The sequence below is a fragment of the Pseudomonas sp. genome (assembly GCF_030698175.1).
GTDB lineage: Bacteria > Pseudomonadota > Gammaproteobacteria > Pseudomonadales > Pseudomonadaceae > Aquipseudomonas.
The window spans coordinates 16,803-30,430 of record NZ_JAUYNT010000020.1; the positions used below are offsets into that span (position 1 = coordinate 16,803).

A 13,628-nucleotide genomic window follows, 5' to 3' on the forward strand; every position below is an offset into this window, starting at 1 on the left:
CCGCTCCTGCGGGCTAGCTGCATTTCCCACATCCATGTGGGGCACAAGGCACAACGAAGCAACAGAACGGTAGGGTGAAAGGGCAATGGCTGCGCGGGCTTCATTGGCCCTAGATGGCGCTCTGCTTCAATCAGCGGCTAGCCCTTGATTCTCGAATATAGAAGCGCGCTTTTTCCGCTTTGCTGGTGCAGCCTTCGAAGGCCTCGAACTGTTGCTTGGTCTTGGCGGCGGTTAGCAGTGACATGGCCTTGGTGTAGCTGACGCTGCCGGCGAAGCCTTCGATTTGGCGATGTCGGATTCGTGCCAGGCGACGTCCAGTTGGCTGCCACAGCTGTCGCGGTAAGGCTTGTTGCCGCCGGCGCAGCCGACCAAAACCAGAGCGATCAGGGGGCGGCAAATCAAGACTTTCATGGTGTGGTTCCTTATGGGCAAGGGCGGACTAATGCAGGGACGCGTGGGGCAAAAAGCCACGCTACGGAAATGCGCGGTGCCTGTTTATCGCCAGGTGTGTCACGGATCACCTAGCGAACTGTTCGCTACATTCCTGAGTCCTAGCAGTCTGTCGGTTAGTCCGCGGATACCAGCGCTGCAGTTATGGCTTATGGCTTGATCTGGCAGCGAATTTTTAAGCGCCGCTGAAGTTAGGAGGTCGTTCTAAGGTGCCACATTTTTTTAAATGCTAACTCTAGATTCTTGGCGAAGCGCGGCGCGTCAGTTATTGGGGACTTAAGCATTGTCGCGCGAAGGCTGCTGCGTAATTGTATGAGCGATTCGGTATTGGCTGCGAATGACAAGGCTTTATCAATGTACTCGTTTTCGTTGTGGGCTATCCAGGCGGATAGGCCGACACAACTGAGTAAGCTGGCGCCTTGACGCGCTAGCATGCTGTTACCCATTAATGTGAGAGTTGGTACGCCCATCCACAGGGCTTCGCATGTGGTGGTGCCGCCGGTGAACGGAAAGGTGTCAAGGATTATGTCCACCTGCGAGTAAGCCTCAAGATAATCGGCTCTCGGCATCTCGTTAATTATTATAATTTGCTCGGCGACTATACCGAAGGTAGCGAGTCGCTGTTGTAGCTGTGCTTGAGCTGTAGGGCAATTCATTTGTTTGTTTTGTAGGCGTAGGCGCGCATGGGGTAATGCTTTAAGTATGTCTCCCCAGAGGCGCAAAATATTATCGTTGATCTTTGTTAGTTTTTGAAAGCAACCAAAAGTAATATAACCATTGTTCTGCACGGGAGCGGATGTAACAGGCAGTTGCGTATCGCTGGTAGGTGGGTTAAAGCATAAGCGGGTCTGCGGCAGATACCACGGTTTTTCGCTAAAGTGTGATTTGTTGGTGGCGGGCAGCGAAATGTGGTCGGCGAGAATATAATCCATACCGATAACGCCGGTGCTGGCAAAATAACCTAGCCAGCTGACTTGTACGGGGGCCGGCTTCCATGCGAATACTGGTAGTCGGTTGTGGGCGGTGTGTCCCGCTAGGTCGATTAAAATTTGAATTTCATCGTTATGAATAAGTTGTGCGGCCATGGCATCGCTGCGCCCGACAATGCTTTGCCACTGACTAAAATATGGCTGCAAACGATGGGTTAACTCATCTTCGAGCGGTTGCGTGGTATAGGCAAAAAGCTCTATATCCGCAGGGTTAAGGTGTTTGACGATGCTTTCAAGAAAATACCCTACGGGATGTGTTTTCAGGTCGCCAGAAACAATGCCTATTCGTAGTTTGTCTTCGCGGCTTGGCGCCGCGCTTAGGCAGGGCCACTGGCTAAATGGTTTGGCTAGCGTCAGTGTAAGTTGACCATAGCTCTGCGCTTCTTCACGGTATTGTTGCGCCGAGCAGTTCTCATAGGTGCTAAGACTAAAGAGTAAGTTGCTGCGCAGGGTGGGATTGTTGGGCGAGAGGCTAATAGCCTGATGGTAGTTTGTTAAGGCGGCTGCATGTCGGCCTTGTGCTTGCAGTGCATTGCCGAGGTTATTATAGGCATCAACATGATTTTTATCAATGCTAAGGGCTCGGTTGTAGCTTTTTTCGGATTTATCTAACTCGCCGAGCGCTTGATAGGCATTGCCAAGATTGTTATGGCTGTCGGCGTAGTTGGGGTTTAACGTAAGTGCTTGCTGGTAGATTTGTATCGCTGCGAGTAGTTTGCCTTGGGCTTTAAGTGTGCTGCCTAGGGCATTATAGGCGGGGGTGTAGTTGGGGTTGCTGGTGATTGCGTGGTTGAAACTAGCAACAGCTGCGCTAAATTTACCTTGCGCGCGCAAGGCAATGCCAAGGTTAGTATGGGTTTCAAAGGAGTCAGCTTGAAGTTCAATTGAGGCTTGGTAGTGGGTGGTGGCGGCTTGATATTTATTTTGTGCCAGATACGCGTGACCAATATTTGCATGCATGATTGCGGAGGGCGCCAGTGCGAGTGCCATATCAATAAGCTTGGTTGCAGTTTCATGCTGGCCAGTTTGGCTTGAAAGTATCCCGAGAAAATGCAGCGCGTCGCAATGCTTAGGTTCTAGTTGGATTGTCTGTAAATACAAAGTTTGCGCTTGGGCAAAATCACCGGCTTGGTGACATTGCAGGGCTTTGGCGAAAATTTCGGCTGCGTGCTTTGGCATTTAGGTTAAGTCCATTTTCTAGAATGGTTGGACCGCAAGTCGTGGCTTTTTGCGTCTATGGCTGTCGAGTTCGTGCCTATAAATTTTGTTGCCTTGTACTGTTTTTTTCAATCTGCCGGATACCAGCGCGGGGTGTAGACCCAGTAACCACCCTCGGCGCGCGGGAAGCGGCGGGTGGTGCTGGAGCCGATAATCACCAGGGTGCGCATATCCACGTGCTCGGGGGTTAGCTCGCCGAGGGTGGTGATAGTCAGCGCTTCGGCGGGGCGGCCGATGTCGCGGCCGAGCACCACGATGGTTTCCGGGCGGCGCTGCTGGCGCACTATCTCCAGGGCGCGGCCGAGTTGCCAGGGCCGGGATTTAGAAATCGGGTTGTAGAAGGCCATGGCCAGATCGGCGATGCCGGCATGCTCTAGGCGTTTCTCGATCATGGCCCAGGGCTTGAGGTTGTCCGACAGCGACAGCATGCAAAAGTCATGGCCCAGGGGTGCGCCGGCCTTGGCGGCGGTGGCCAGGGCGGCGGACACGCCGGGCAGCATCTGCAGTTCGACGTTGTGCCAGTCGCTATTAGTGCTGGCTTCCAGCGCTTCCAATACGGCAGCGGCCATGGCGAACACGCCAGGGTCGCCGGACGACACCATCACCACCCGCCGGCCTTGGGCGGCCAGCTCGAAGGCGTGGGCGGCGCGCTGCAGCTCTTCGCGGTTATCGCTGTTGTGCTGCAACTGCTCGGGACGAAAGGGGCCGGCCATGGTCACATAGGTTTCGTAGCCGAGCACGTCTTCGGCCTGATCCAAGGCTTGGCGCACGGCCGGCACCATCAAATCGGCGGCGCCGGGGCCGAGGCCGACCACGCTCAGACGGCCACGGGCTTGGCCGATTTTTTGCGCCGCTTCTGGTGTCGCGGCCAGGTGCAGGCTGATCGAATCATCACTGTGCATGGCGTCTGGTAGCTGGCAGCTGGCGTCGATAAACCGCAGCGGTACATTCAGTTCGGCGGCCACGGCAGCCCAGTGCGGTTGAGCCATCTGATTGCGATCCACCAGCAGTGCGGCCAGTGCTGCCTCGGCCAGACCTGCGCCTCGCAGGGCGGCGCGCAGGTTGGTTGCATCGGCATCGGCCTGCTTGAGCTGCGCCAGCACTAGGCGCGGATGGATCAGCAGGGCGTTCGAGTCCGCCGCCAACTCTGGGCTGATGCGGATGCTGCGGCTGGCCTGCTCATCCAGCGGCAAGCGGGCCTCCGCCAGCCAGGGCGCGGCGCCGTCGATGCGCACCGACTGGCCGCCGAGTAAGTCGCTGACCAGGCGTTTGCCGTGCTCCAAGTCGGCCAGCACATAACCGGCCGGCGGATTGAGTACGCAGGTGCCGAAGCGCAGTTCGCCGCTGGTGGTAATGGCCGGTGCCACGGCCAACAGTGCGGCGATCTCCCGGGCCAGGTTATTCACCCCAGCCAGCCCACCGAGCAGCGGCACCACGGCGCTGCCGTCTTCGGCCACGGCCAGCACCGGCGGCTCGGCGTCCTTGGCGCCGAGCACCGGGGCCAGGCTGCGAATGATGATACCGGCGGCGCACAGGGCGATGATCGGCACGTTGCTTTCATACAGCGCGCGCAGGGTGGCGCCGAAGTCGTCATACAGCGCATCGGCGCCCTCGACCCGGCCGCGCAGGCCATGGATCACGGCCTGCGGATAGAGCGCCTGCAGGCGCTTGGCGGTGGCCAGGCTGGCGGCGCCGAGCAGGATGATGGCGGGGGATGAGGTGGCGTTAGGCATGGACGGTTCCGGGAGCAAGAGGCGCGACGATGATTTGTCGGGCGTAGGGTGGATTAGCCGCAGGCGTAATCCACCATGATGGTTTCAAGGGGTAATCCGCCATGCCGGCCTCAACCGCTCCACTTTTCCCCAGGAATAATAATCAGCGAGAAATACGGCGAGGCCATGGGCTCCACGTCATCCAGCGGCACTATGCGCTGGTTGTCCATGGTCGCCCGCTCCACATACAGGGCGCGCTCACTCAGGCCCAGTTCGCCGAGCACCCGGCGGACCTTGTCGAAGTTACGCCCCAGCTTCATCACCACGGCGGCATCGGCATCGGCCAGGCGGCGTTTCAATTCGTCTTCCGGCAGCACCCCGGAGAGCACGCTTAAGCTTTGGTTGCGGTACACCAGCGGCACGCCAAGCACCGCCACGCCGCCGAGCATCGAGCAGACGCCCGGCACCACTTCGGCCTGATAACGCTCGGCCAAACGGTCGTGTAGGTACATATAGGAGCCGTAGAAGAACGGGTCGCCCTCGCAGATCACCGCCACGTCGCGGCCGGCGTCCAGGTGCTCGGCGATCAGCACCGCGCAGGTGTCGTAGAAGTCGCTGATCACCCCTTCATAGGTCAGCGGTGGTTCGAGCTTCTCGGTGGTGACCGGATAGACCAACGGCATGCGCAATTGGCTGTCGCTCAGGTGCGCCTCGATGATGCCAAAGGCATTGCCGCCCTGGCCCTTGTTGGCTTTGGCCTTGGCCACGAAGTAGCCGACCACCGGTGCGGCTTGCAGCAGACGCAGGGATTTTAGGGTGATCAGCTCCGGGTCGCCGGGGCCTACGCCCAGACCCAGTAGCCGGCCTTTAACCAAACTCATTATTCGACCTCCGTGGCCAGCGCATTAATCGCCGCTACCGCCATGGCGCTGCCGCCGCGCCGACCGCGCACTATCACGTAGGGCACGCCACGGCTGTCGGTGGCCAGCGCATCTTTGGACTCGGCGGCGCCGATAAAGCCCACCGGCATACCGATGATCAGCGCCGGTTTCGGTGCGCCAGCGTCGAGCATTTCCAGCAGGTAAAACAGCGCGGTCGGTGCGTTGCCGATCACCACCACGCTGCCGGCCAAATGCGGGCGCCAGCTTTCCAGGGCGGCGGCCGAGCGGGTGTTGCCCAACTCGCGGGCCAGCTCGGGTACGCCGGCATCGTGCAGGGTGCAGATCACTGGGTTGTTGGCGGCCAGGCGCGGGCGAGTGATGCCCTCGGCGACCATTCGCGCATCGCAGAGAATCGGTGCACCGGCGGCCAGCGCGGCACGCCCGGCGGCGCCGGCACCGGCGGAGAAGCGCAGGTCCTGGACGATGTCGACCATGCCGCAGGCGTGAATCAGGCGCACGGCGAGCTTTTCCATGTCCGCCGGGATGGCGCTTAAATCGGCTTCGGCGCGGATGGCGGCGAAGGATTGGCGGTAGATTTCCTGACCATCGCGGATGTACTCAAGCATGCGGGATTCCTGCTGCGGGGGAGGCGGCGGCGAACCAGTCGCCGGCCTGTTCAATACTGATGGCGGCCGCTTGCAACTGGCCCAAACCTGGCCTGCCGGGCAACCGTTGATAGAGCGAATATGTGCCGGGGCTTTGCGCCAGCAAGGTAAAGGGGGCGACATGGGCGCACGCGCAGGAGCGCGGACAGCCGCTTAGGTGTACCTGCGGGCGGGCGGCGCTGTGGCGCAAACGCTCGGCCAGCAGCAACGCATCGGCTTTGCAGTCGGCCAAACCCTTCGCGCAGGCGGCCGAGCCGGTGCAGGCGATGAGGCGCGTTAGCGGCTCGGCGGCATCGGTGAGCAAATCGAGAGCGGCTAATTGTTCGAGAACCTGCACGCTGTTAGCGCTGGGGATATTCGGCAGCAGCAGACCTTGCCACGGCGTGAGGCGCAAGGTGGCATCGCCGTATTGCTCGGTTAAGTCGGCCAGCGCCAGTAATTGACTGGCGCTGATCCGGCCCAAGCGGCTACCGGCGGCGACCATCTGTAGGTCCGTTTGCTGCTGGGCGATAATGCCAATCGGTGCGCTGCACGCCACCGAGCCACGCCGCCAATCAGTAATAGCCGCCTCGCGCAGCAGGGCAAAGGGCAGGCGCGCTTGCAGTTGCTCGATAAAGTCCGTCGCCGGCAGCTCGCTGAGCAATTGACGCATGCGGCTGCGCTCGGGACCGGCTAGTTGCAAAAATAATCTCAGCACGCCCTGCACCAGGGCCACCGCGTGCTCGACCGGCACTGCCGCCAGCGGCGCATCGCTCGGGCAACCGGCCAGACCGAATGCCAGCAATTGCGGCTGGCCGGGCAGGGCGCTGAGCCACAGATCGTGGGGGTGTTGCAGCATGGCCAGCGACTCGCCGCCATCCAGTTGTAGGGCGAATTTGGCCGACAGTGCGTGCAGCTCGGGCTGGTCTTCCAGCAGGCTTAACAGTTGCGCGGCCAGCGGGCGAGTGTCGACTAACGCGGCGCGGTCGAGGCCGGCGGCGGGGCTTAGCAGCAGGTTGCGCACGTCATCGGCGGCTAGGTTGCGCGGGCCGAGGCCGGCGGCCAACAGTTGCTCGATCAGCGCCGCTTCGCTACCCGCGCGCACGCCACGAATCTGCAGGTTGCTGCGGTTGGTCAGCTCCAATACGCCGCTGGCGCAACTGCTAGCGGCGGCAGCAAGCGCCCGCGCCTGACGGCTGCTCAGTTGTCCACCGGCCAGTTTGATTCGGCAAATGCCGCCGTCGCCGGCCTGCACAATCCGCAGCAAACCGGGACACGGCGAGGGGCGGGGTGCGTGGGCGGCGGTAGTGGGCAAGGCAGCGCTCGATGGGTCGGCAGAAAGCACGGTGCGGTATCCGTTAGGTGTTGCGGTTGTGGCGGCAAATAATGGCGCTATTATGCCCGCTTTGCCTTGTTCTTCGACAAACAAACGCGCGAGCCTGCGAGGCTGGGTGAAAACTACTGCACTCGGTTATGCGGCGTTTTCGCGCGGCCTGCTGCGGGCAGATTTATCTCTGGGGACAACGCATGACGGCTTGGTTGACGGTGGTGGGGATCGGTGAGGATGGCTATGCCGGCTTGGGCAAGGCGGCGCGCCGTGCCTTGTTGGCGGCCGAGTTGATTATCGGCGCGCCGCGTCAGCTGCAGTTATTGCCAAAATGCATTCGCGCCCCGCAACAAAACTGGCCGAGCCCGTTCAGCCTTGATGCGTTGCTCGCGCGGCGTGGCATGTCTGTGTGCGTGCTGGCCAGTGGCGACCCGATGCTGTTTGGCGTCGGCGCGAGCCTGGCGCGGCAAGTGCCGGCGCATGAGCTATTGGTGCTGCCGGCGCCGTCGTCCACCTCCTTGGCGGCGGCGCGCATGGCCTGGCCGCTACAGGAAGTGACGGTGCTCAGTCTGGTGGCGCGGCCGTTGGCGGCGTTGCAGGCGCAGATTCATCACGCTGTGCGGTTGTTGATTCTCAGCAACGACGGCAGCAGCCCGGCGGCTATTGCCGCATTGTTGAGCGCGCGCGGCTTCGGCCCCAGTCGCGTCACAGTGCTCGAACATCTGGGCGGCCCGTTGGAGCGCCGCTTTGATGGTTTAGCTGCAAGCTGGGATTGGCCCGAGGCGGCGGCGTTGAATATCGTAGCGGTCGAGTGTGTGGCCGGCGCCAATGCTCAGCGTCTGCCACTGACCATCGGCCTGCCCGACAACACCTATCAACATGATGGCCAGCTGACCAAACGCGATGTGCGCGCCATCACCCTGGCGCGCCTGGCACCGAAACCCGGCGAGTTGCTCTGGGATGTCGGCGCCGGTTGCGGCTCCATCGGTATCGAGTGGCTGCGCAGCCATCCCAGCTGCCGGGCGATTGCCATCGAGGCCGACCCCGGTCGTCAGCAGTTAATCGCCCACAACCGCGACGCCCTCGGAGTGCCGCACCTGCAACTGCTGGCCGGCCACGCCCCCGAGGCTTTGCTCGGACTGGAAGCGCCGGATGCGATCTTTATCGGCGGCGGCGTGACCATCCCTGGCGTGCTGGAGCACTGCTGGCAACAGCTGAAACCCGGCGGGCGGCTGGTGGCCAACGCCGTCACCCTGCAAAGCGAGGCGACCCTGCTGGCCTGGCGCAGCCAGCATGGCGGCGAGCTGACCCGCATCCAGGTCGCCCAGGCCCAACCGCTGGGCGACTTCGATACCTGGCGCAGCGCGCTGCCCATTACTTTGCTGGAGCTGCATAAACCGGGGTAGGGCGGCTGCCAGCCATACAGTCGCTGCTTGCCTGCAGCAGTACAGTTACTCTGGGCGGGGTAACTGTAAGGGCACAATTTTTCTGTGCTGTAGCTGACGGCAAACCGTCATCAACAGCGACCATAGCTCTCCAGATATAGCAGCTCAGCAGGGGCTAACAGGAGGCGCTATGCACCGCTCAGCAGTAACTGAAACTGACCGCGCAGAATATTCATTGGTTGCATCGCGCACGGCTTGCGCTGTGCGTCTGCTGGTTCGTCTGCAGCTTTGGCTGCAAAACAGCCGCACGCGCCGGCAGTTGGCCCAGCTGGATGCACGGCAGTTGGCCGATGCTGGCATCACTCATGTTGAGCGCGACGCTGAGCTGGATAAGCCGTTTTGGCGTTAGACGCTAAGGGCCTGGCGGCGCTCGCGTGCCGGTGCGCGGCATTGCAAGCCGGCGCGGTTGTATGGCTGGGCATTACTGCTGGCGTGAGAAGCATAGTGCGTTGCTCGCCGCGCTCAAAAAATCTCAAGTTCGCCGGCCTTGACCAGCGCCTCAAACGCGGCGTGCTCGTCCAGTAGATTTGGCGACCAAGTCAGGTTAAAGGCAAAACGCTGGAACAATGGGGCGCAAGCTGCCGACGGATCGTTGTGCGGAGTCAAACTGTACTTGATACACAATTGCGGGGTGTCGGTGCCGAAGGAAATGTAGGAGCGCTGATGGTTGATGATGATCGGCACTTGGATCTGTCTAAGATCTTTAATTTGGTCGTGATTACCCACGTAACGATTTTTAAACGCGCCCCAAATCAAATTGCTTGCTTCCGCTAACAGGCCGTTTAAATCCTCGTAAATCGGCGCTCGGGCATCCGCTGCAGCGCTGCTACGCAGTAGGTCGAGCATTTGCTCGGCATCGGTTTGCAGCATCATGTAACCGCGGCACCAATCGCTGTCGATGGCCATCATGCTGAAGATTTCGCCATAAATATTATTGTCATTGACCAGATAAGCCGCCTCGGCGTTGACTGAGCAGTTCTTGAATAACGATTGCAGCGAACTCAGCGACATCTCGGTAATGCCACGAATTAAGTGTTCGGGGTAGTTACGGCTGAAGATCGAGGCTTCGAGGGCCGATCTGAGCGGTTCAAGGTTGCTCAAGTCGAAAACGGCGCACAGAGCTTGTGCATCTGTGCTGGTGAGGGGCACCGTATTGCTGTCACGGCGTAGGAAGATTGGCAGCTCAGGGCGCAGGTTATGAATGAAGCGCAATATAGCTAACCCACGGCCCGGACCACTGTAGTTTTCGGAGATCAACACTCCGCCCAACAAGTCCAGATTTGCATCTAATAGATCGAGCACCCCGGCGAAGCTGTCCATGTTTGGCTTGATCGCCTGCAAGTGCGAGTCAGCACACAGTTGCTTAATAACTGCGAGGCTGGCGAGTTCATCGTCCAGCACCAATATTTTGCTTATCACCACGGCAGTGTCGGTCATGTGCGTCCCTGTTAAAGGCCGATGCCCTGGTTGCTGGGCATGAGTTGGTTTTTTTAGCCTAGTTGGGATTAAAGCATTTAGCCTGCCGCCCTTTGCTCGGCTCGAGATTATGTGGGGCCTGGCAATTTCTGCCGGATATTCGGCTTTCACCCAAGCACCTGTCGCTCGGCCTACAATGCGCTTTTCTAACCTCGACTAAGCCCGCCATGCGTGACGAAACCCCCGAGCAGCCCGCGCCGCTGCGCAGCGGTTACACCACTGGCAGTTGCGCCACCGCCACCAGTTTGGCGGCGGCGCGGCTGTTGCTCGGTGGGCCGGCGCTCGATGCGGTCGAAATAGTGTTACCCAAGGGCCAGCAGGTGTTGATGCGGCTGGAGTTTTGCCGGTTGTGCGCGGCCGGTGCCGAAGCCGGCACCCTCAAGGATGCCGGCGACGACCCGGACGTGACCCACGGCGCGCTGGTGTTTGCCCGGGTGCAGTTGAGTGCCGAATCCGGCGTACGTTTTCATGCGGCCGAAGGCGTTGGCACCGTGACCAAGCCAGGGCTGACCACGCCGGTGGGCGAGCCGGCGATCAATCCGGTGCCACGCCAGATGATGACTCAGCACTTAACCCAGCTGGCCAGCGAGTACGGCTATGGCGGCGGCTTCGAGGTCAATATCGGCGTCGAGGACGGGGCGGCGCTGGCGCTGAAGACCATGAACCCACGGCTGGGCATTCTCGGTGGCCTGTCGATTCTCGGCACCAGCGGCATAGTCCGGCCGTTCTCCTGCGCGGCCTATATTGCCTCCATCCAGCAGGGTATCGACGTGGCCCGCGCCAACGGTTTTAGCCATCTGGCCGCCTGTACCGGCAATGCCAGCGAAGACTGCATGCGTCAGCATTATGGCCTGGCCGACACCGCGCTGATCGAGATGGGCGACTTTATCGGTGCCGTGCTCAAGCACCTGCGTAAGGCGCCGGTGGCCAAACTGAGCATCTGCGGCGGCTTCGGTAAAATCAGTAAACTGGCCGCCGGCCATATGGATTTGCACAGCCGCCACTCCAGCATCGACCTGCCGCAACTGGCGGTTTGGGCCGCCGGCCTGGGTGCCAGTAACGATTTGCAAGTGGCCATCTGCGCGGCCAATACCAGCCAGCAAGCGGTGGCTTTGGCCTGTGCCGAGGGGGTGGCGCTGGGTGATGCGGTCTGCGCCCAGGCCCTGGCCTTTGCCCGCGGCATAGTGCCGGCGCAGGTGCAGTTGGAAGTGTTCGCCATCGACCGCCAAGGGCGGATTGTCGGTCAGGCCCAGGAGTCGCTATGAGTCGAATCTTATTGTTGGGCGGCGTCGGTGATGCCCTGAGCATCGCCCGCCGCCTCGGCCCGCAGGATATTTACAGCCTCGCCGGCCTGGGCAAGCGGCCGGCTGATCTGCCATGCAAGCTGCGGGTCGGTGGCTTCGGCGGCGCCGAGGGACTGGCGGACTTTATTGCCGCCACAGGCATCGACTTGCTGCTGGATATCACCCATCCCTACGCCGCGCAGATCAGCGCCAACGCCGCCCGCGCCGCCGAGCTGAGCGGCGTGCCCTGCTGGGCGCTACACCGTCCTGGCTGGCAGGCGGGAGCCGGTGATGACTGGCGCGAGGTGGCCGACTGGGCCGAACTAAGCGCGGCGCTGGCGCCGTTTAAACGGCCGTTTTTCACCCTCGGTCGTGAGCCGCTGGAGCATCTGGATAGTATTCCTGACAGCCAGTTCTGGACCCTGCGCAGCCTCGATGGCCACCCCGGTAATGCGCGCGCCACTGTGATTGGTGCCCGTGGGCCATTCAACTTAGCGGATGAGCGGGCGCTGTTTGCCGCCGGCCAGTTCGACGTGCTGATCAGCAAAAACAGCGGCAGCAGCGCCACCGAGCCCAAGTTGCAGGTGGCCCGCGAACTGGGCTTGCCGGTGTTGCTGCTGGCGCGGCCGCAGTTGCCGACCGTGGAGCGGGAATTCAGCTGCGTTGAGGGACTGTGGCAGGCGTTGCAGGGCTTGCGCCCGGCCGAGATCCTGTAGGAGCGGGCTTGCCCGCGATGACGGCCACCGCAAAAACATCGCGGGCAAGCCCGCTCCTACAACAGCACTGAGCCTGCAGGTTTCTAATCGCGCCCTGTTAGACTGCGCGGCCGTTTGCTTGCCGAGTCCTGTCCATGCCTGTTGCCACCGCCTATGCCCGCGTCCTGTTCGTCGGCCCAGACCTTGCGCAAGGCTCCCTGGCGGAACTGTTCCAGCGCCAATTGCTGGCCCTGCGCGGTGCGGTGGCCTTGGCCGATATCGTCGATACCAGCGAAGGTTTCGATGGCCTCTGGCAGCGGGTCACGACCTGTATCGAAGGCGCTGAGTTGCCGGTGTTGCTGCTTGATCTCGACCCCAACAGCAGCAGCCCCTATCTGGATTGGCTGCGCAGCGAGTTGCAGCGTTTGGCCGAGCCATTCGGCAAAAGCGATCAGCTGTTTGTCGCCACCACCAAGCAAGGCGAGCAGGTGGATATCGGCGCGGTCTGTGGGCTGATCGAACGCCCCGAGCTGCATCTGGGTTGCGCTTCGGTGCCGGAACTGCCCAGCGCCCACGCTTGGTCGTGCATCCCCACCCACAGCTACCGGGTGCTGCTCTGTAATGGCCCACGTTGCACCCGGCGTGGCGCGCTGCCGCTGTGGAAGAGCCTGCGCGAACAACTAAAAGCCGCCGGCAAATTGGAGTGCGAAGGTGGCGTGCATATCACCCGCACCCAGTGCCAGTTCCCCTGCGACCAAGGCCCGACCCTGAGCGTCTATCCGCCCGGCGCCTGGTATCAGGTGCGCAATCAGGCCGAGTTAAGCCGGGTCATTAATCAGCAGCTAATCGGCGGTCAGTTGGTGCCCGAGTTGTTGATGCGGCCGCTGGATTGATCGAGCCAATCGACCGCCCAGCCTTTGCGGCAAGCGGAGATTGACGCAGCCCCGCAGCCTATCTAACCTTCGCGCCTGCTTCAGGTGCCCGATTAAATAGGCTATGTACTCCTTATGAGTTGATTGGAAAGTGGGTCGTAGGATGTGGTGGAGCGCAGCGATACCCATCACGGGCTTGATCGCTATCGATACTCGATGGGTATCGCAAGCTCAACCCATCCTACAAAGGCCACGCCGGCGCAACACATAACGGGGGCATCGTCATTAAACAGGGTGAAACAGGGAAGCCGGTGATTCTCACGAAGATTCCGGCGCTGCCCCCGCAACGGTAGACGAGCCCAATAATCGCCAGACGACTGTGCGTTTGCATAGGACGCGGCGCTTATCAGCCTTAACGGCGCGCTCGTAAGCCCGGAGACCGGCCTGTTGCAGTCATGGTTTGGCGTGCATTTTTGCCCGCCGGCCGCTCACCACAAGGTCGCGCGGGTGGCGCGACGGAGACGCTTTAATGCGCAAGTCCCTCTACCTGCCTGCGGCTGCTATGCCGTTCGTGCCTGCTGTGTTGCCCGGCCACTGCGCCGACCTATCCCTTTGTGTGTTCATTGTGTCGTCCTG

Annotated in this window: 11 protein-coding genes, 1 pseudogene and 1 riboswitch; of the genes and pseudogenes, 5 read left to right on the forward strand and 7 right to left on the reverse strand. The window is 61.2% G+C overall.

Annotated features, from left to right (window positions below; genetic code table 11):
* Positions 1 to 130: 130 nt before the first annotated feature.
* From Q8R10_RS09975 to cobG, 6 genes and pseudogenes are all read right to left on the reverse strand, one after another.
* A pseudogene (locus Q8R10_RS09975) lies at positions 131 to 411 on the reverse strand (hypothetical protein).
* A 230-nt stretch (positions 412 to 641) separates the two neighbouring features.
* Positions 642 to 2,618: a tetratricopeptide repeat protein gene (locus Q8R10_RS09980; RefSeq protein WP_305653349.1), complete on the reverse strand. Its 1,977-nt coding sequence runs from the start codon at positions 2,616 to 2,618 to the stop codon at positions 642 to 644.
* Between the two features lie 107 nt (positions 2,619 to 2,725).
* Positions 2,726 to 4,390, reverse strand: a complete 1,665-nt coding sequence (gene cobJ, locus Q8R10_RS09985) for a precorrin-3B C(17)-methyltransferase (protein WP_305653350.1) — start codon at positions 4,388 to 4,390, stop codon at positions 2,726 to 2,728.
* A 110-nt stretch (positions 4,391 to 4,500) separates the two neighbouring features.
* Entirely contained in the window at positions 4,501 to 5,253 is a 753-nt protein-coding gene (locus tag Q8R10_RS09990) for a precorrin-2 C(20)-methyltransferase (RefSeq protein WP_305653625.1), read from the reverse strand.
* On the reverse strand, positions 5,250 to 5,876 hold the full coding sequence (locus Q8R10_RS09995) for a precorrin-8X methylmutase (protein ID WP_305653351.1): 627 nt from the start codon (positions 5,874 to 5,876) through the stop codon (positions 5,250 to 5,252). The genes Q8R10_RS09990 and Q8R10_RS09995 overlap by 4 nt, the downstream gene beginning before the upstream one ends.
* Entirely contained in the window at positions 5,869 to 7,209 is a 1,341-nt protein-coding gene (gene cobG / locus Q8R10_RS10000; RefSeq protein WP_305653353.1) for a precorrin-3B synthase, read from the reverse strand. The genes Q8R10_RS09995 and cobG overlap by 8 nt, the downstream gene beginning before the upstream one ends.
* A 212-nt stretch (positions 7,210 to 7,421) precedes the next feature.
* Here cobG and cbiE point away from each other — a divergent pair, with 212 nt between their 5' ends.
* Positions 7,422 to 8,627 carry a precorrin-6y C5,15-methyltransferase (decarboxylating) subunit CbiE gene (gene cbiE, locus Q8R10_RS10005; RefSeq protein ID WP_305653355.1) on the forward strand — a complete coding sequence of 402 codons (1,206 nt, stop codon included), beginning with the start codon at positions 7,422 to 7,424 and terminating at the stop codon, positions 8,625 to 8,627.
* Positions 8,628 to 8,796: 169 nt separating this feature from the next.
* Positions 8,797 to 9,015 (forward strand): DUF1127 domain-containing protein, encoded by a 219-nt coding sequence (locus Q8R10_RS10010; RefSeq protein ID WP_305653356.1) that lies wholly within the window; start codon positions 8,797 to 8,799, stop codon positions 9,013 to 9,015.
* A gap of 113 nt (positions 9,016 to 9,128) precedes the next feature.
* On the opposite strand, the gene Q8R10_RS10015 is transcribed toward Q8R10_RS10010, so the two are convergent.
* The gene (locus Q8R10_RS10015; protein ID WP_305653358.1) at positions 9,129 to 10,253 is read right to left on the reverse strand and encodes a chemotaxis protein CheX; all 1,125 of its coding nucleotides are present in this window, start codon (positions 10,251 to 10,253) and stop codon (positions 9,129 to 9,131) included.
* A 56-nt stretch (positions 10,254 to 10,309) separates the two neighbouring features.
* On the opposite strand from Q8R10_RS10015, the gene Q8R10_RS10020 reads away from it, so the two are divergent.
* The 3 genes from Q8R10_RS10020 to Q8R10_RS10030 all read left to right on the forward strand — a co-directional run bounded on the left by Q8R10_RS10020 (position 10,310) and on the right by Q8R10_RS10030 (position 13,013).
* Complete coding sequence (locus Q8R10_RS10020) at positions 10,310 to 11,407, forward strand: cobalt-precorrin-5B (C(1))-methyltransferase (RefSeq protein WP_305653360.1); 1,098 nt, start codon at positions 10,310 to 10,312, stop codon at positions 11,405 to 11,407.
* Complete coding sequence (locus tag Q8R10_RS10025) at positions 11,404 to 12,141, forward strand: cobalt-precorrin-6A reductase (protein ID WP_305653362.1); 738 nt, start codon at positions 11,404 to 11,406, stop codon at positions 12,139 to 12,141. The genes Q8R10_RS10020 and Q8R10_RS10025 overlap by 4 nt, the downstream gene beginning before the upstream one ends.
* A 134-nt stretch (positions 12,142 to 12,275) precedes the next feature.
* Entirely contained in the window at positions 12,276 to 13,013 is a 738-nt protein-coding gene (locus Q8R10_RS10030; protein ID WP_305653364.1) for a ferredoxin, read from the forward strand.
* 236 nt (positions 13,014 to 13,249) lie between these two features.
* A riboswitch (cobalamin riboswitch) is annotated at positions 13,250 to 13,455 on the forward strand.
* The last annotated feature ends 173 nt before the right edge of the window (positions 13,456 to 13,628 follow it).